The sequence below is a fragment of the Streptomyces sp. NPDC012474 genome (assembly GCF_042955185.1).
In the GTDB taxonomy this organism is placed as follows: Bacteria; Actinomycetota; Actinomycetes; order Streptomycetales; family Streptomycetaceae; genus Streptomyces; species Streptomyces cahuitamycinicus.
On sequence record NZ_JBIBEP010000040.1, the window covers coordinates 1 to 17782 of the forward strand.

Annotated in this window: 16 protein-coding genes and 2 pseudogenes; 6 read left to right on the forward strand and 12 right to left on the reverse strand. The window is 66.8% G+C overall.

The window, feature by feature from the left end:
• Positions 1–76: 76 nt before the first annotated feature.
• The 4 genes and pseudogenes from ACFY9S_RS40010 to ACFY9S_RS40025 form a co-directional block, all read left to right on the forward strand.
• Positions 77–745, forward strand: a pseudogene (locus tag ACFY9S_RS40010) (RHS repeat protein); the annotation flags it as partial.
• Between the two features lie 132 nt (positions 746–877).
• Positions 878–2911, forward strand: a complete 2034-nt coding sequence (locus ACFY9S_RS40015; protein ID WP_391138970.1) for an RHS repeat-associated core domain-containing protein — start codon at positions 878–880, stop codon at positions 2909–2911.
• 302 nt (positions 2912–3213) lie between these two features.
• Entirely contained in the window at positions 3214–3747 is a 534-nt protein-coding gene (locus ACFY9S_RS40020) for a hypothetical protein (RefSeq protein ID WP_391138972.1), read from the forward strand.
• Between the two features lie 438 nt (positions 3748–4185).
• Positions 4186–4320, forward strand: a complete 135-nt coding sequence (locus ACFY9S_RS40025) for a hypothetical protein (protein WP_391138974.1) — start codon at positions 4186–4188, stop codon at positions 4318–4320.
• Between the two features lie 4 nt (positions 4321–4324).
• Here the strand turns inward: ACFY9S_RS40025 and ACFY9S_RS40030 are convergent, their stop codons facing one another.
• The 5 genes from ACFY9S_RS40030 to ACFY9S_RS40050 form a co-directional block, all read right to left on the reverse strand.
• A complete protein-coding gene (locus ACFY9S_RS40030) occupies positions 4325–5569 on the reverse strand; it encodes an IS256 family transposase (RefSeq protein WP_391138976.1) in 1245 nt (414 codons plus the stop codon).
• 690 nt (positions 5570–6259) lie between these two features.
• Positions 6260–6469 carry a hypothetical protein gene (locus ACFY9S_RS40035; RefSeq protein WP_390747176.1) on the reverse strand — a complete coding sequence of 70 codons (210 nt, stop codon included), beginning with the start codon at positions 6467–6469 and terminating at the stop codon, positions 6260–6262.
• Positions 6466–8034 (reverse strand): UvrD-helicase domain-containing protein, encoded by a 1569-nt coding sequence (locus ACFY9S_RS40040; protein WP_391138996.1) that lies wholly within the window; start codon positions 8032–8034, stop codon positions 6466–6468. Before ACFY9S_RS40040 ends, ACFY9S_RS40035 begins: the two co-directional genes overlap by 4 nt.
• Positions 8035–8593: 559 nt before the next feature.
• Positions 8594–9490 (reverse strand): DUF6083 domain-containing protein, encoded by an 897-nt coding sequence (locus ACFY9S_RS40045; RefSeq protein WP_391138978.1) that lies wholly within the window; start codon positions 9488–9490, stop codon positions 8594–8596.
• Between the two features lie 160 nt (positions 9491–9650).
• Positions 9651–9914, reverse strand: a complete 264-nt coding sequence (locus ACFY9S_RS40050; protein WP_391138980.1) for a helix-turn-helix domain-containing protein — start codon at positions 9912–9914, stop codon at positions 9651–9653.
• Between the two features lie 516 nt (positions 9915–10430).
• Between ACFY9S_RS40050 and ACFY9S_RS40055 the strand changes: the two genes are divergently transcribed.
• Both ACFY9S_RS40055 and ACFY9S_RS40060 read left to right on the forward strand, forming a co-directional pair.
• On the forward strand, positions 10431–11102 hold the full coding sequence (locus ACFY9S_RS40055) for a hypothetical protein (RefSeq protein WP_391138982.1): 672 nt from the start codon (positions 10431–10433) through the stop codon (positions 11100–11102).
• Positions 11103–11468: 366 nt separating this feature from the next.
• Positions 11469–11690 carry a hypothetical protein gene (locus ACFY9S_RS40060; RefSeq protein ID WP_391138984.1) on the forward strand — a complete coding sequence of 74 codons (222 nt, stop codon included), beginning with the start codon at positions 11469–11471 and terminating at the stop codon, positions 11688–11690.
• A 29-nt stretch (positions 11691–11719) separates the two neighbouring features.
• Here the strand turns inward: ACFY9S_RS40060 and ACFY9S_RS40065 are convergent, their stop codons facing one another.
• The 7 genes and pseudogenes from ACFY9S_RS40065 to ACFY9S_RS40095 all read right to left on the reverse strand — a co-directional run bounded on the left by ACFY9S_RS40065 (position 11720) and on the right by ACFY9S_RS40095 (position 17321).
• Positions 11720–12316, reverse strand: a complete 597-nt coding sequence (locus tag ACFY9S_RS40065) for a transposase (protein WP_391138986.1) — start codon at positions 12314–12316, stop codon at positions 11720–11722.
• 82 nt (positions 12317–12398) lie between these two features.
• A pseudogene (locus ACFY9S_RS40070) lies at positions 12399–12751 on the reverse strand (transposase); the annotation flags it as partial.
• 107 nt (positions 12752–12858) lie between these two features.
• Positions 12859–14187: an MFS transporter gene (locus ACFY9S_RS40075; protein ID WP_391138988.1), complete on the reverse strand. Its 1329-nt coding sequence runs from the start codon at positions 14185–14187 to the stop codon at positions 12859–12861.
• Positions 14184–15329 carry a hypothetical protein gene (locus tag ACFY9S_RS40080; RefSeq protein ID WP_391138989.1) on the reverse strand — a complete coding sequence of 382 codons (1146 nt, stop codon included), beginning with the start codon at positions 15327–15329 and terminating at the stop codon, positions 14184–14186. The genes ACFY9S_RS40075 and ACFY9S_RS40080 overlap by 4 nt, the downstream gene beginning before the upstream one ends.
• A 74-nt stretch (positions 15330–15403) precedes the next feature.
• On the reverse strand, positions 15404–15685 hold the full coding sequence (locus ACFY9S_RS40085; protein WP_391138991.1) for a hypothetical protein: 282 nt from the start codon (positions 15683–15685) through the stop codon (positions 15404–15406).
• Between the two features lie 12 nt (positions 15686–15697).
• Entirely contained in the window at positions 15698–16924 is a 1227-nt protein-coding gene (locus tag ACFY9S_RS40090; RefSeq protein WP_391138993.1) for a hypothetical protein, read from the reverse strand.
• A 91-nt stretch (positions 16925–17015) separates the two neighbouring features.
• Positions 17016–17321 carry a hypothetical protein gene (locus tag ACFY9S_RS40095; protein WP_391138995.1) on the reverse strand — a complete coding sequence of 102 codons (306 nt, stop codon included), beginning with the start codon at positions 17319–17321 and terminating at the stop codon, positions 17016–17018.
• Positions 17322–17782 lie beyond the last annotated feature (461 nt).

Below are 17782 nucleotides of genomic sequence, written 5' to 3' on the forward strand. Positions count from 1 at the left end.
GCCCACTCGTCATCAGAAAGATCACCCCGCCCCACACCGGATAGAACGACCGGCCGACAGGCGGGTTACCTGACCCATCGGACAGGCCCTAGGCGGCTCGACCGTCAACACCTACAACGCAGGTAATCAACTCCTCACCACCACGGACCGTGGTGGCAAGACGGTCACCTACACCTACGACGACAACGGCAACCTCGCCTCCGAGACGACGCCGCTGGGCAGCAAGACAACCTACGCCTACGACGACAACGGCCGACTGGCCACCACCATCGAGCCGCGCGGCAACGTCTCAGGAGCCGACCCGGCCCAGTACACGTGGAAAACCGCATACGATGCGGCCGGCCATAGCCTGAGCCAGACCGACCCCTTCGGGGTCAAAACCTTCACTAACGCCTACGACGGCGATGGCCGCCTCGTCGAACGCGCCGACGCTCTAGGCAAGAAGACCGCCTACGAGTACGACACACGGGGGCAACTGACCAAGGTCACCGCCCCAGACGGCGGCATCACCGCCCTCGACTACGACATACTTGGCAACCTGACGTCCCGTAAAGACGCCAACGGGCACACCACCACCTACGCCTACGACAATGCAAGCCACCTCACCAAGATCACCGACCCACTAGGCCGCGCTACCTCGTACGGGTACGACCCCGACGGCAACCGGACGAAACTCACTAACGCCCGTGGGCAGAGCGTCACGCACACCTACGATGCGCGCAACCTGCCGACATCGACCTCGTACTCAGACGGCACGCCCAGCGTCAGCTACACCTACGACGCCACCGCACAGCCCAAGACGATCAAGGATGGCACCGGCACCCGAACGGTCACCTACGACGACGAAGGACGGCCGCTCACCATCACCTCGCCGGGTGTGACCAACCCGTTCAAGTACGCATACAACAGCAACGGGTCGGTCAAGAGCCGCACCTACCCTGACGGCCGGGCCATCACCTACGCCTACGACGACGACGGCCGCATGCTCAGCCAGACCGCCGGCGGGAAAACGACCAGCTACGGGTGGGACGCGGCAGCCAACCTCACCTCCGTCAAACTCCCCACCACTGCCGCAGTCACCGAGGCACGGACCTACGACCGGGCGGGCCGTCTGGCCTCAGTCACACAGGGCACCGGCGCCCGCCACGTTGAACGCGACGACGCCGGCCGCGTAGTCAAGGACTTCTTCAAGGACTCCACGACAACCGGGCTCGCAGACCGCTACGCCTACGACGCCGCCGGCCGAATGAGCCGAGCATGCACGGACACCTCCACCACAGCTTCATGCCTGAGCGGAACAACCGGCAGCACCTACGACTACGACAAGACCGGCAACCTCACTACCTCCTCCACCCCCACCAGCACCCGCACCCGCACCAACAGCTACGACGCGGCCGATCAGCTCACCAAGCGCGTCGAGGGCACCGCCACGGTCGACTTCACCTACGACGCCGACGGCAATCTCACCAAAGACGCGGCAGGCACTTACGCCTACGACCCGCTCGGCCGCCTGAAAACCGCAACGCTGGGGGCAGACAGCTACACCTTCGTCAACGATGCCGACGGCAACCGCACCGTCACCAACAAGAACGGCGCCCTGTCCCGCACCTCCCGCTGGGACGTGATCAACCCCCTGGCCCAGATCGCCACCGACACCGGCAGCGCTGGTGCCCTTATCGCCGACTACCAGTACAACCCCGAAGGCATCGCCGAATCCCAAAACCGCAGCACCGGCACCTTCTACATGCGCCACGACCGGCAGAACTCCGTCAGCGCGGTCTACGACGCGGCCGGCAAGGAACACCACACCTACACCTACAGTGCCTGGGGCGTCTCCACCGGTAAGGCCAGCACCACCGACGGCCAAACGAGCATCTTCGGATACACCGGGCAGTACAAGGACCCTGTGCTGTCCGGCCGACTGGCTCTGCGTGAACGCAGCTACGACCCCGGCAACAGACGCTTCGCCTCACCGGATCCCGAGCATCCTGCCAACGACAGTCCCAACCAGTCCCCGTATGCCTACGCCAACAACGACCCCCTTAACCAGTCGGATCCCTCCGGCCGTTGCCCCCTCTGCATCAGCGCCGGCATCGGAGCCGTCATCGGCGGCGCCATCGAAGGAGGCATCTACGGCTGGCAGCACCGCAACGGTGGCTTCAGCTGGGGCGACTTCGGCAAGGCAGCCGGCAAGGGAGCACTCGTCGGCGGCATCGGCGGCGCTCTGATGCCTGGCGCGGGCAATGCCGCCGCCCGCTCTCTCGGCCTCACCGGCGGGCGCGCCCTGGCCACCTCCACAGCGGTCAATGCTGCGGTGGGCGCCGGCTACGCGCACACCGTCAACGAGGCATTCTGCCGCCCTACCACCGCAGCAGACCTGCTGATCGGCGCGGTCGGCGGCGGCAGCAGCAGCCTGTTTGGCCCGGCATTCAGCTGGCTGAAAGGCAAGTTCTTCCGGACTTCGCCCCAGAAGTACGGTCCTGGAGCGGCACACGCAGATGACCCGGCGTTCCGCGGCGGAGGTGCCTTCTCCCTGGACTCCATCCCGGAGGAAGCTGGCTTCAACTACCTCTACCGAGGTGTATCTGTAGAGAGTCCAGCTTTCGACAACGCTTCGCGAGGTATCGCAGTACCTCGTGGCGGCTCCGCCAGCATGAGGACCCACCATGACGGTAATACCAACAGCATCTACACCTCCTGGACGACCTCAAAGCAGACAGCCCTGCAGTACGCGCGTGGTGCTGCTGAAGGGCGAAGCGATTTGCCTGGGGTGATTCTTCAGGCGAAGCTTCCTCTGGGACAGCCGGTGTACCCCTCATTCATGATCAGTGATGATCTATGGGAAGGCAACGAAAACCTCGTGGAAGGTATAGTGCAAGGGGCGAAGGTCTTCTTCGTGCCAGCGCCGTGACTTCCTGATCTCGAAGGTGGCCGCCCAAACAGGATCCGGCGGCCACCTTCTCTGTCCCTCAACAGAAGGTGAAGGCCTTGCCCTCCGCTGATGAGCTCAACACGATTTCCGCCGACCGCATAGTGGCTCTGTGCTCAGATCTCGCTGAAGCACGGTGGCCGTCAGCCCGGCTTGTGCTCGACCACTTGCAAGAATTTCCCACACAATCCGCTCGGCCAGCACGAACCAAAACGGCATCCCTCGCAGGAATCTACGAGGTCCGCCTGCGTCAAGATCCCGGGCTGACGGAAAGAACACTGGACTTGGCGCGCTTCGTTGAAACCCTGCATACCGCGACACAGGAGTTCGTACGTTTCTTCCCCATCCAGATGAAAGAAGGGCGAGCGCTCGTTGCTGCCACGGAAGACCTGCAGTGGCCATTGGCCTCCACTGTGGTACGAGGGTCCGGTGCGAGCCCTGAAGCGAGCACAGCGAGCGCGATCGGCACTCTTCCGTCAGTGCGGGCTGCCGAACATTGCGAAGCCCTTATTGGGGCGGGATGGCAAGCAGCGCCAGCTGCTATAGAAATGATCGCAAGCTCGCCAGCGACTGAAATCCCTGTCTGGCTTGCAACGCCTCAGACGCTGGCACAGCATTACACCGAACAGGCCAACGAACCCGCACAGCATATCGATGCGGACCGATTCGCTCAGGCCATGTCCAAGCGCAACCCCAGCGAAAGAATTCTCGTCTATCATCTCTTCGACCCGTACGGCTGGCAGATCACCTGCGCCATCACTGAAGATTCCAGTAACCCTATCGCGGCAACAGCTACGAAGAGGCAACTGTTTCGATAGAAGGCGCATTTCGGGTAGCTCTGCATCCCATAGATCGCCGCGTACGCGCAACTGTGGTCGTATGGGGCGGCGGTCACGACAGTTTCCGTCCGTGAGCGGGTCGGCGGATTAGATTGAAGTCGGTTGACACTTTTCGCGTTCGGAGGGAGGCCCGCCATGATCGGCACGGCCCCTCGACCCGTGACGCAACCCACACCCCGATTCGGTGAGAGTTATCCATCTCGGCTCCCCCTCCGTGGGAGTCTGCCCTCAGCTCTCGTCGGGACCGCGCCCGACAGGCGGCTCGTGACCGCCGGAGGGCACGCAACGTGCTGACCCGCCCTAGCCAATCCGAGCGGGTGAACCGCCTGGTGATCGCAAGATCATTGGAGCGGCCGATGCCCGTTGCGGAAAGCCGCCCCGTCAGCGCGGAAGTTCGCACACTGATGGAGCGTCTTCGTGATCGGCCTGTTCTCTCAGGCTCTGCCCGAGTTCCTTGGCAGCCTCTGCGCCACCCTCGTCGTCACCGCCGGCGCCTGGACGGTTCGCAAAGCCCGCAGCCGCGCCGCGATGGCGTCCCGCTTGATGGTGTAGGCGATCAACCGGAGGTGGTGTTTGGGGTGTTGGGGAGCTCGTGGGTGGTGTTCCCGGCGCTTTCGCCGGCGTAGACGGCGGCCATGCTGCCTTCGGAGAGGTAGCGGCGGGGGAACGCGATCCACTCGTCATGCATCTCGCTGAGCACCGCGGTGACCAGCCGCTTGAGGGCGGCTGGGTTGGGGAAGACCTGGACGACGTCGGTGCGGCGCTTGATCTCGCGGTTGATTCGCTCCAGTGGATTCGATGATTGGATCTTCTTCCAGTGGGCGGCGGGGAAGCCCGCGAAGGCGGTGAGGTCCTCCTTTGCGTCGAGAAGCATCTGTTTGACCTTGGGAAACTGCTGGCCGAGCATGTCGGCGACCTGATCGAGCTGGTGATAGACGGCATCGGCGTTCGGCTGGATGAAGATCGTGCGGATGGTCGCCGCAACCATTTCACCGGACCCCTTGGGGATCACCGAGAACACGTTCCGCAGGAAATGGACCCGGCACCTCTGCCAGGTGGCGCCGAGCATGACCTTGCGGATCGCAGCGACCAGGCCGCTGTGACTGTCGGAGATGACCAGGCGGACCCCGTTCAGACCGCGTGCCCGCAACGAGCGCAGGAATTCGCTCCAGGAGACCTCGCTCTCGGTGTCTCCGACCGTGATGCCCAGGACTTCACGGCCGCCGTCCTCGGTGATGCCCGTGGCGATGATGACGGCCTGGGAGACGATCCGGTGGTTCACGCGCACCTTGCAGTAGGTCGCGTCGAGATAGATGTAGGGGAAGCGAGTGTGATCCAGCGGCCGGTCACGGAAGATGCTGAGCTCTTCGTCCAGGTCGCCGCAGATGCGTGAGACTTCGCTCTTGGAGATGCCGCTGTCCGCGCCGAGTGCCTTGACCAGGTCGTCGACGGCGCGGGTGGAGACGTCGTGCACGTATGCTTCCATGATGACCGCGTAGAGAGCCTGGTCGATGCGGCGCCGACGTTCCAGCAGGCTGGGGAAGAAGGTCCCGCTGCGGAGCTTGGGGATGGCCAGGTCCAGGTCGCCGGCCTGGCTGGTCAGGGTCTTGTCGCGGTGACCGTTGCGGAAGTTGGTGCGGTCCTCGGTGTGCTCGTTCCACTGGGCGCCGATCCGGCCGCTGAGCTCGGCCTCGATCAACTCCTGCAGCATCCGCTCCGCGATATGCCGCACGAGCTCCACCCCGTCCGCCGTACGTAGTGACTCCAGCAGGCGTTGTAGGTCAGACTGGGACAAGGCCATCGGGCACCTCCACGGTTGAACGGGCAGTTCACCAGGGAGAGTTGCACGGTGGCCTGCCTTATGAGCAGGTCGCAGAGGCCACCACCGGATGCACGCCCCGGGCATACGCCCGCGCACCCCCACACCTTGATCGCCTACACCATCAAGCGGGACGCCATCCTGGTGTGTCAGTTCTTATTGAGCGCACTGAGCCAGGCATCGCCCGGTGGCGGAACGAAGAAGTAGCCGCCTCCCGTGGTGAGTGTCTACTTGGCCATGGCCTCGCCCTGGAGCCGGTGCTGTACCGCCTCGAAGCCCTTTGCCAGGTCACTTTGGAAGCAGGAAAAGATCAGACCTTGGTCGTCGGGCCCTGTGACCCGACGGATGCGGAGTGGGAACGGCTTCAGCCGTTCCTGCCGGTCAGCGACAACCGGTTGGATGGTGACGGGAGAAACGCCACCGGTTGTGGTCCGCCGACGGCACCTGGGAACGCCTGCTGCAGCAGGTCCAGGCCGAGCCGACGTAACCGGCGAACCCGACTGGGACGCCTTGTCAGGGAACAGCATCCGGCACCCCAGCAATGGCCAAAGACCTGCTGGCACGGCCCGGCTTCACCCGGCTGTGCCAGCAGGCGCTGTGGTGCTTAACCCGGTGTCCCCCCGGACCATGGTGAACAATGCGCATTCGAGCAGGTCCGCAGTCTTACTCGAGTTAGTGGCTGTTGTCGGTGAGGGTTCCGCGATGCACGAGCTCGTCGGCGGTGCAGCCGCGTCGCTGTGCCATCGCGTGGAAGGTTTCCCGCTCGCGTTGCCAGGACAGGGCCCGGTCGGCTGCCGTCTGACGAATGTACTCATCAGCGGACAAGCCCAGAGCAGCAGAGTGGGCGGCGATCGCCTCTCGCTCCGCAGACGTGAATGTCATCGTGTGGCCTCCTTTGGCCCGGTGGGCCTGCTGCTCGGCGGGGAGCCGGGCGTTAGCCCCGCGCAGGTCATGGCGCTACCCGTTGTGCGGGCTTCAGCCCGCGCTTGGTGCGGGGCGGGGTGGGTGTTGATCCATGAGAGGCCGCCGAGGTCGAGGTGGTGGCGGGCGCGGGTGACGGCGACGTAGGCGAGGCGGGCGTCGGTGTCGCTGACGGGTTCCGGGATGGGGCGTCCTTGGGCGTCGTGCTGGTCGGTGTCCTTGGGCGGGGGGAAGTCGTCGGCGATTTTAACGGTGGGCCATTCGCGTCCTTTGGCGGTGTGGGCGGTGGAGACGGTGACGTCGGCGTGCTGTTCGTCGGTGAGCTGGTCGACGGCGGTGAGGATGGCGTCGGGTCCGTGGGTGTCGACGAGGTCCACGAAGGGCTGGAGGTCGCGTCCTGCGGGGTCGTGGGCGGCGTAGTCCTGCAGTTCGCCCCAGGAGGCGAAGAGCACGAGTTCGGGGTGGGAGGTGCGGCGGCCGTCTTTGAGGTCGCGGGCCGCGAGCGCGAGTGCGGCCAGCTGCTGTCCTCCGCGGGTGAGGGCGACGCGGTGGCCGGCGGCGAGCAGGCGCATGACTTCGGCCATGGCGCCGATGTTGGTGCGGCACAGCACCGCGTCCGGCCGCTCGAGGCTGCCGATGTCGGTTGTGATCGTGTCGCTGCCGGTCCGGCGGATGGGGGCGTCGGCGAGGGTGAGCCACCGGTTAGCTTCTTCGGCGATCAGGGGGCCGAAGCGGAAGGAGCGGGTCAGGGTGAGAGGGGTGGCGTCGAAGCCGGTCATGACGTCCCGGGCGCCGCGCCAGCCGTAGATGGCCTGGGCGGAGTCGCCGACCATGACGAGCTGGGCGTGGTCGCGCTGGGTGGCGAAGACCTCCTCGAGGACCGGGTTGGTGTCCTGGGCCTCGTCGAGGAAGAGGAAGTCGGCTTCGATGATGGGTGCGGTGAGGGCCCACATTTTCAGGTAGTGGTCGTGTTCGAAACGGACCATGCCCTGGTCGGGGTTGTGCAGGTCGGCCCAGGCATTGGTTGCGAACGGCAGTACCGCGTCGGCGAGTCGGGCATGGTCGCCGGGTGTGTCCAGGCCGCGCAGGGGTGGCACGTGGTGGCGGGTCAGGGTGCGGTCGGCGGAGTGGCAGTAGCGGGTGACGGTGCGCAGCACGGTGTGGGAGAGCGCGCGGGGGCCGATCTCGTGAGCGCCGATGCGGACCGGACGCGTGATGCCGAGTGCCTGGCCGGTCTTCCATGCGGGTTGGCGGGGGCTGTTGAGCCGGCGGGTGTAGCGGTGACCGACGGAAGCGAAGGCTGTGGCATGGGCGGTCTTGCACAGCACCGTGCGGGGGAAGCGACCGGCGGCATCCTGGGCGATGCTCTTGTTGAAGGCGAGGTAGCGGCCGCGACGGAGGGTTCCGGCCGCGAGGAGGCCGAGCGTGCTGGTCTTCCCCGTCCCGGCGCCAGCCTGCAGGACGAGATGGTGACCGGCCCGGAAGACGTCGGCAGCGTGCGCCTGTTCGTCGGTAGGCGTGTGCAACAAGAACTCCGCGAAAGAGAAGAAAAAATCGAAAGGGGAAAGGCGATGAGAGAGGTCTGCGGTGTTAGCTGCCGTCCCGGCAAGCTTCAGTGCCCGGGATGAGCTCACACCGCTGCTGGGATGCAGTGGTGATGCCGGCTGAGCAGGATTCGGGCCGTGCAGACCAGGACTTCCTCGACAGTGGGGTGGGCGAGCAAGCCCGCAAGCCGGTCCGGGCGCCGAGCGCTTCCTGATCATGCTGGGCAAGGTCCCCGGCAACGCACCCGCTGAGCACATCCTGCGGCCGCCGCCCAGGGCTGCAACGGCTCAAGGGGCCGAGAGCGATGTTGAGCAGGATCAGGCCGCGCCGGTTGGGGTAGTGCGTGGCCAGGCCGGTCGGCGACTGCGTGCCCAGTTGGTGCCGTGGCACGTGCAGGGCACCGCCGGGGCTGTTCGCTCTGCACCGCCATCAGCCGGGTACGGTCCGTGTTCGCGGTCGGCCGGACGCTTGCCCAGGCGTGCCAGGGCTCGGTGCGGGTGGCGGGCCGGGGCAGGGTGAGCTCGACGGCATGGAAGGGCGTCATGGGTGGGCTGCCTCGTGTGCCCCGCCCGCGGGGCCTGGGCGTCGGGTGTGGGTGGGAAGGCGGTTGTGGATGTGCTCGTGGTGGCGCAGAGGGTCGAAGGGTTCCCAGTCGGCCACTGCCAGGTCGGCGGCCGTGGGGCTGGCGGCGTGCTGCGGGCAGCGCTGGGCGCGCCAGCGCAGCTGCTCGGCGTACGGGATGGCGCTGAGGTCGTAGACGGCCATGACCGCGGCGGGCAGGGCCAGCTGCCCGCTCGTCACGGTGGCCGGGACCAGCTTCCAGGTGCCGGCCGGGGCATCGGGGGAGAGCAGGGTGCTGGTGCAGCGGTGGCGGCGCCGGGTCTGGGCGATGCACTGGATCTCGTCGACCGGGCGGGCGGCGAGGTAGCGCACGTACAGCAGCCGCACGACGGGGCGGGCCGGGCGGCAGGCTGCCGAGTTCTTCCGTTGGGGTGCCGGGCTGCCCGGGGAGGCCGGGGGAGGAGTGAAGGCGCCGGCGTCGATGAGACGGCGGGTGTTCACGGCAAGCGACCGGCGCAGCCCGGTCAGCTCGGACGGGGTCGGGGGAGTGTCGCGGGCGGGACAGACGACGGCGTGCGGCAGGCGGCACCAGCTGCTGTCGTCTCCACCGGGGTAGGCGACACCGGAGCTGACGTGCCAGCGGCACGCGGCGGGCACCCGGGCGGCCGGAAGTTCGTGCGGATGGAGGCGGACGGGCCGCTGAGTGCCGCGGTGGTACCACTCGATCCGGTTGCCGCACTCGCGGCACCGGTCGCCCTGGCCGCAGCGCAGCAGCCGGCTGACGCCGTCGGGAGAGACATGCAGGGAACGGCGCACGCGGTGGGTGAGAGGGCTGCCGTCCCAGCGCCGGGCCGGGGGAGGAGGTGTGGAGCGCATGCGGGCGAACCTGTCAGCCAACACGCCGGATCCGCGGCAGCAGCTCTGCCGGATCGCCCGGTCAGCCCCATCCGGTGCGACTGGCGTGCGAATGCTTGACTGCGTGTTCGGGCGGGTCTCGCCGGTTCGGGTGATCTGCGACAGGCACTCGGGCGCGGGGTCAGTCCCGGGCCGGGCCGGGCAGGTCGTGCCCGCGGCACAGGGTGCTGAAGAGCTCGTCGAGCGGGGTGTCCAGGGCGTGGGCGAGGGCGTGCCAGGTCTTCAGCGTGCCGATGGTGCGGCCCTGCTCGATCTCGATGACGGTGCGTCTGGCCAGGCCGCTGCGGGAGGCAAGCTCGTCATAGCTCCACCCGCGCGCGGCCCGCAGGCGCGCGAGTTCGAACCGCAGCGCCGTGAGGTCCGGATCGGGCGGCAAGATCGTCACCCGCCCATCCGACGGTGCAGACCCCTGCACTGCCAGTGCATACCTCTGCCCTATTTAGGTGGCGACGCCCACAACAGGGCAGAGGTCTGCACTACGGTTAGCGGCCGCCCCGCCCAAGTACGGGACCGGCGCGGACGTGACAAGGAGGAACACGCGCCCATGAGGCTGCGCCCAGCATGTCCGACGACACCACGCGCCTGGACCGTGGAACTGCGCTCGCAGGCCGGCGGGCTTGCTCTCGTATGCCGGCAATGCCCGCACGGCAGCGGGCAGATCACCGCAGCCTCCGCCCGCGCGGCTGCCCTCGCCCACCTCGCACGGCACGCACGAGGCGATCTTCGTCCCCAGCATCTACGGATCTGCCAATGTCATGAACGCGGCTGCCACTGGCATCCCCGCCACCGCGGCTGCGCCGGCCCCATCCGCCTCCTTCTTGCACGCGAACACGGCGGACGACTATGGCGGCTCGCCGACGCCTGCAGCGCCTGCGCCGCAGCGACAGCACAGGCCGCCGTAGTGCCCGACACCGTCCTCGCCCACGTACCGCTGCACCCGACAACCGCCCGGCGGCGCAGACGCTGTCCCAAGGGGCCCGGCGAACAGACCCGGGTACGTGAAATCCTCAGCTACCTGGCCGCTGCCCTTCCAGCCAGCACTTCGGCCGCCGCGCGCCTGCTCGCGCTGCAGTGCGCGCTCCGCGTGAACATCAGAATGCACGTCCGGCTGCCCAATGGCGTGCTGCGCAGCCTCCGCCTCAACGCCGTCCAGGACCCATGGCGCGAGCTGGAGCACGCGCGATGGCTGCGCATCATCCCCGGTAACGCGGCCAACGAGGTCGTTGTCGAGCTACTTGACGCCGCGCTGCTAGGCCAAGCCCCGGCCCGCCCCGATCGGATGCGTGCCGCGGACTGGGCGCTGCGCGTCAGCTCCTCCTCGACAGCAAAGGTAATCGGACCGTTGCCGCAACTGGCGAGCGCCTACCTCGCGGCGCACGCGGATCCGCAAGAAGGCAGCGGCCTGGGCGAGTTCGACCAGATGGCGCGGGCCTGTGGCGTTCCGCTCGTGGAACTGCCCACTTTGCTTGACCAACTGGCAGCAACCGGGCTGCTCAGGTCATGGCAGGCCTGCCCAGACTCGGGAGACCTGCACTGGACCCTCGCGTACAGAGGGGGGCCTTCGAGCGAATGACGTACGCGGTATCTACGTGAGCTGTATGCGTTGTTGACGTTGTCGACGTGCTGGCCGCGTCCCGTTCCCCGCTCCCGCCGGCGCAGGAGCGCAAGTGGCGGCGTCATACTCGCGGGCTGCGCTGGACGCGGTGGCCGCCGCGCTGAGGGTGCGCCGGGCGACTGTGTCCGGCTGGGAATTCGGTCACGAAGACGACCGAGCCGCGCGGCCTCGAACGTGAGGCGTACGCACACTTGCTGAACAAGCCCGCGGAGCTCTATCCGGCGCCCGCCGCCTCCCCGGACCCGGCGCCGACCACGTTCACCGGCCAGCCTGCCGCGGTGGAAACGCGGACTCTGTCAAGGCCCGGCCTCCGAGGCTGCGGGCATGACCGAACACGAGATCACCCACACCACCCCAGCTTCCGCCGCTGCCGAGCAGGCTGCGCGCGGAAGGCGGCCCGGCAGGAGTGCCAGCGGGCGGCACGGACCCGCACTTCGAGAACGGGTGATCGGCCTCGACGCCGACGGCCAGGCCCTCGCGTACTGCCCCGGCGGCCTGGTCCTGGACGTGGACACCCGTCCCGACTATGCGGCTGTCTCAGGTTGAATCTGTCGGGGATCTTGGAGCCGTCGAGATCAACTACCCAGGGTTCGCCAGGACTTCAGGCGAGGAGTCTTCCGTTGGTCGAGGTACCTCTGGAAGGAAGTCGGCTGACGGGGCGTGGGGGCTTCCACGGCTGGTGGTAGTCCGCTGAGGCGCTCGATGGTGACGGCGATGGCTGTCGGGACGTGCTGAGCGCGAGCCGGGCAGGGCTGACACTGGCTCTTGGTGTACCTGCCACGATCAGCGGGGCCGCGGTGGGTGAGGAGGTCGGGTAGGGGCCGTGCCAGCCCGCGCTGACCTGCCCCTGGGGACAGGTGACGATCGAAGTCGATATGGAAGTCGTCCCGGGCGAAGCCCTCGCCTCGGCGGTGCTGGCGGGTGGGGTTACTCTTCAGCGGACCGGAGACGGTGACCTGGTGTTCACGGGCGGCCTGTTCCAGGTGGGGCAGAGAGGTGTAGCCAGCGTCGACCAGGTGCTCGGCGGACAGCAGGCCGCGTCGGGCGAGGCGGTTGTGGACGCCGGGCAGGACCTGACTGTCGTGGGTGGTGGCCGCGGTGGTGGCGACATCCGTGATCACGTTGGGGCCGTCGGCAGCACACATCTCGGTCAGATGAGCGGCGAACCCCATCCAGCTGAGGATGTGTCCGTGCCGCGCGTGGCGGGCCGAGGTGTCGTAGGGCGAGACGACCGCCCTCGACGACTGCAGCAGACCCGCCCCGCTGGTCGGCCGGGTTGCGGCGCACGACCTCGACGGTGATGTCCAGCAGAGCGCCGTGGATGATGACTTCGTCCTTGAAGCCCTGGTTCACCAGGGCCTTCTCCAGGCGCATCCCGCACCGCTCGGCCGCCTGGTCGAGCAGGGCGGTGCCGGCGGCATTGTCGTGGGAGGAGGCGGCCAAGACGACGACGCCGATGATCAGCTCCAGCACGTCGACGGCCAGCCCCCCCGCTTGCGCCCCGGCGTCCTCTTGTTCGCGTCCAGTCCCGTCGTGGTCTTCGGGACACCCGCGGCCGCGCGCACGGGCTGGGTGTCGATGACCACGAGGGACGGGTTCGCCGGTCTGCAGACCGCGAGGGCCGGTTCCCAGATGTGGGAATCCGGCCCTCGCGGTGCCAGTGACTGTGCGGTGTAGCGGAATGAACCGGTTGCAGTTGCGAGCGGCCTGCAGGTCAAGAACGGGATGGCGCGGCGTGCAGGGGCGTGGTGCCCAGGCCGTCCCTGTCCTGCTTGCCGAAGCTGGACCAGAGCCCGGCCACCAGGAAGAGCAGGGCTCCAAGAACCAGGTACACAGGCCGTCCTCCGACCTGGTCGAAGAGGAACCCTGTGGCCAGGATGGCAGCGGCGGAGACGACGCGGATAACAGCGTCGAGCAGCCCGTCCCAGGTACCGAGGATGGCTGAGGGCGCACGCAGTTGGACGACGAGGCCGGCGGACCTCAGGTAGACGGTGAAGCCGAGGCCGAAAAGGATCAATCCGGCGGCGAGGAGCCCTTGCGACTGGCCGAGGAACGCTGCGATCAGTGCACCGCTGCCGGCGACTGCTGGTGACCACCGCATGCTGGGGTAGATGCCGTCGGGACCGGCTTTGGCAACGATCAGGCCGCCGATGATGGCTCCGACGGTGGAGCATGCCAGGAACGATCCGGCGCGGGCCGCGGACATGTCCAGGGTGTCCCTCATGAGGGAGAGCAGGGACAGGATCACCGTGGAAAGGGCGAGCACCGACAGGCTGTGAAACACGGCGAACCGCCGCCATGCGCGACTTGCCACGATGGTCTTGGCGACCGTGCGCCGGGAGACGGGCTCGGCTGAAGAGCCGGCATCTGCGCCGGGCTCGCTGCCCGCAACGGTGTCCTCGTTGGGGATAGCCGGGCGTCGGGATACGACGGCGATGAAGGCGATGAAGAGGACCAGGGCGAGGACCTGCAGACCGGCGGCGGCGAGGAGCCCCTTAGAGCCGGGGAGCAGAACGATGATTCCACCGGCCACGACGGGGGAGATGAGCTCGCTGGCTGAACGCACACTGCCGGAAATGCCCTGCACCCGTACCAGGGTCTTGGCGTCGAGGAGCCTGGGGAGAAGCACGAACAGCGCCATCTCACCGATGTGATGCACGAGATCCACTGCAGCTGCGGCGACAACGATCGCCCACAGGTGGGAAGACAGGAACGAAGATCCCAGACCGATGAGGGCGAAGACGCCGATCTTGACCAGGTAGGAGACGACGAGAACGCTCTTGGGGTTGCCGCGGTCCAGCAAAGGGCCAGCCACGATCGAGGCGACGACTTCGACGCCGTACCCCACGCAGTACACCAGGCCGACGGTGCTGACGGCGCCGGTCAGGTCTAAGGCGAGGTTAGCGAAGGCGATGTCGTAGATGCCCTCGCTCAGTGAGCGAGCCAGCACGAGCGCTGCCAGCACCACGAGCAACAGCCCGAGCCAGCGGGGTGCGTTGAAGCGGGTGGTCTGTTCTTGGGGCTGTTGCGTGGTGGAGGTCATCGGTAGGCCAGCTCTCGAACGATGTCGTCGCCAAGCGGGGTGCCTGGAGCGTCATAGGTGGGAAGTAACGCGGCGGAGGAGACCGGTTCGAACAGCCTCGGCATCTTTGTGCCTTGCGAGCCGTGCACTTCGTACTCGACCCGGTAGTGAAGGGTGCCTGTGCCGCGGACTCGCATCAGCACTCCGGGCGCGATAGTGAGCACCACGCGCGGGTCACGGGGGAAGGGGAGGATCTGTTCGTCCCCGAAGGTGGGGGAGTCGGAGCGCCGGTCGATCAGGTGGAGTTCCATCTCGGGATTGTCGTACAGCAGCGCAGACAGCTTCAGGGTGAGGTTGGGGTGGCTGCTGAAAACGTCCGGCCATGCGGTGGGGATGTCCAAGACCATGGTGTCGGCCAGACCGCTGCTGATGTTGGAGCCGATGCCGAACGAGTCGTCGCGGATGTGCTGGTAGGAACCGATCTCAGCTGTCACGGTGGCAAGTTGCGAAGTCGGCAGTTCGGGATGCTGGCTGGTGAGGTCCGCGTCCAGGAAGTAGCGGTGGAGTTGGCCGTTTATCGTGGTCGTGGCAACGATCCCTCGTTCTGTAGCTCCTCCTCGCCAGCTCTGGGACACTGCCCTGGAGATCAGGAATTGGGCCTGGGTGGGCAGTTCGACCGAGTTGGCGATGGTCTTCGGGCGTGAGATCCGCATGGAGTCCACGGAGTAGGTGGCGTTGTCCTCGAGGGGATTCCAGGATGAGGACGGGTCTGCGGGGCCGAGGATGGAGTAGTCGTTCCTGGTCGTCACGCCGCCGAGATCCTCGAACCAGTGCGCGTATCCCGGAGGGATCGCCAGGACGCTCGATCCGTCTGCCGGCACGTCGACTTCCAGCTTGCGGTCGTACTCCAGCGAGTTCTCACGGCAGTCGTACATGTGCACCTTGACGGGCCGGGCGCCGACGTCCCCGTAGAAGGACAGCCTGTCGTACTGGCCGAGGTGAAGGGCGTACTCCTCATACGCGAAGTGCTGGCTGTGCACCATGTAGTGGTAGGGCCGGTCGTTGCGCGAGGACCGGATATGCCGTGCACCCGGAAGGCCGGAGTCGTGCCCCGTGGCCCGGGTCTTGGTCATGATCACATGCGGCTTGGGGAGAGCAGGCACGACTTGGATCCTTCCTGGACGCTTGCGGGGGCGGGCGCACCTCATAGGCGCGCCCGCCCCCGAGTGCAGAGGACTTACTGAAGGGTGCTGACCGTGACGCCCTCCGGAAGAGCAGCCTGGAACTCCTCGACGCTGCCGAAGGCGCGAGAGGTGATCTCCTCCTCGACGCCGGCGTCGATCACCGACTTCGAGATCTTGCCGAGGACGCTGCGGAAGTACTCCGGCGTCTCGAAGTAGGGCTCGAGAGCCGAGCGGAGGCTGTCCAGAGCCGCCCGGGCGGCGGGGTCCGCGACCTCGTCGATCATGGTGTTGAGGTCGTTCTTCCAGGCCGTGGTCTCGGTGATGGTGATGGACATGGTGGTTTCCTTTCAGCGGTGGGTGAGAGAGATCGCCTTAGCCTCCATGCGCGCCAGCGCATGCAGGGTGGCGCCGGGCAGGTAGCGGTCGCTTTCCTGCTCGAGTCTGCTGGGGCCGACTTCGGAGGGAGCCGCTGTTGTGGCGTCTCGTCCGAGCTGGTGCTCCGGCCCGTAGGGAAGGTCCAGGAGCTCCATCTCGGAGCGCAGCCAGATGCGGCCGTTTCCGGTCAGCCGGTACCAGGTGCCGGGGGGGATACGGGCACCGATGGTGGGATCGCCGAGTTGCACTGTGGTGTGGCAGCCGTCAGCGTCGACGATCTCGATCTGGGCGTCCGTGCTGCCACCCAGCCAGGTGAGCCGGCGGCTGGAGTACTCGTGTCGGACGAAGGGGCCGTCGCTGCTGAGCTCCATCTCCAGAACGTCGGACGTGCAGCTGTCCGTCGAGGGGACAACGGTGAAGGATTCCGGTCCGGTCAGCACGAAGTTGTTCCGGCCGGTCATCGCGTGTTCGTTCGGTTCGCTCTCCGCCGCTCGCCAGTTGGGTCTGATCGTCGCGTACGTCTTCTTGCCACCGATGGACACCCGGAAGCGGGCGGCATAAGCGCCACGGACCTGTTGGTTGGTCCGCTGGGACATGCGAGAGAGCAGCATGTGCGCGGAGACCGGCAGTTCATGGCGGTTGGTTTGCACGACTGGTGCGGTCGGGGCTGTGCGCAGGAAGGAGATGAGGTCGTTGTCCGGTTCCCAGTCCGGATTCTGATCTGCGTACCAGACCGGTTCGTCGCGTGTGACCACACCGCCGAGTCCGTCGAGCGTGTGGGCGACGCCCTTGGGGATGATCAGCACTCGGTCAGGAGACACCGTCATGTTGATGGTGATCTCATCGCCGAGCTGAGGGGAGTCCTCACGACAGTCGATCAGGTGCACGCTGATGCGCTGGCCGTCGCCGAAGAAGGTGAGCCGGTCGTCCTGGCCGACGTGGATGCCGAAGGTGGAGTAGGCGAAGTCCTTCTCGTGCGTGACGTAGTCAGTGATGCCAGGGCCGTTGGTTATGCGGATGATGCGGGCCACGCCGTAGGTACGGTCGCCGTCAGTCGTGTTCGTCGTCTCAAGCCGTACCCCGGGAAGGGAGAAGTCCAGGCTCGTGACGGCGTCAGGGACGTGGAAGGTGTCGATGTGGCGGCGCTCGGTAGTCCGTTCCAGCGCTGCGGCCGGCTCGCTCTCGGCCGTTTCGAGCATGGCTGTGTCCTCTCTGCTGATGTTCGTGGGGTGTGGCCGACGCGTTGGCCGGAGCGGAGGGAAGTGGCAGGGGCCACTTATCGCAAGGGCGTCACTCGTCGAGGTCGCCGCAGCCGTCAAATCTCTTGTCGGTGAAGTGCAGGTCATCTGAGAGTCGCCAGCCCCGGAGTTGTGTGCTCGCGAGTGCTCTCAGGCAGGCGGCGCGGGCGGTGAGAAGCGCCTCGGCCTCACACTCCGCTAGGAGGAAGAGAACCAAGTCGATCTGACCTCGGTCGGCTCGGGTCCAGAGGTGCTCGATGTGATCTGCTGGAACGAAGTGGGAGGTGAACAGGTCAGTGAGCTTGTCCGGGACAGGCTTCTCGCGAGGGCTAACCAACCGCACAGTGATCATGTGCATGACATCTCCGCGTGACTGCCGTGGCCCGTGCGCGCTCGATCAGAGGTGTCGCAGGGAGGCGCTGTCATCGCGGGAGCCACCCCAGCCGAATCCATCGCCAGCGGCGTGCTTGCGAGGTTTGTCGCCCCAGCCGAACCCATCGCCGGCCGCCGTGCGCTGAGTGCCCGTCGACAGTGGACCCGCAGCGGCACCAGAGATTCCGGTCGCCGTCAGAAGTGCGGCGGTGACGAGTGCTGCGGCGACGATCCGGGACATGACGGGTTCCTCCGTAGTTTATCTGCTCTGCGACACTTCTCCCGCTCCACCCGTTTTGCGGGGTGTTGCGTTCCGATGGCTTAAGACTGGCCGACGCCAACGGCCATGTCACTAGGGCCTGTCCGGTGAGTCGGCAGGGTCCTCTTGCCTGCCTTCTAGGCTGGCGCCATGGACAACGGGCTCGCTCACGAGGAAAGCGCCTTCAT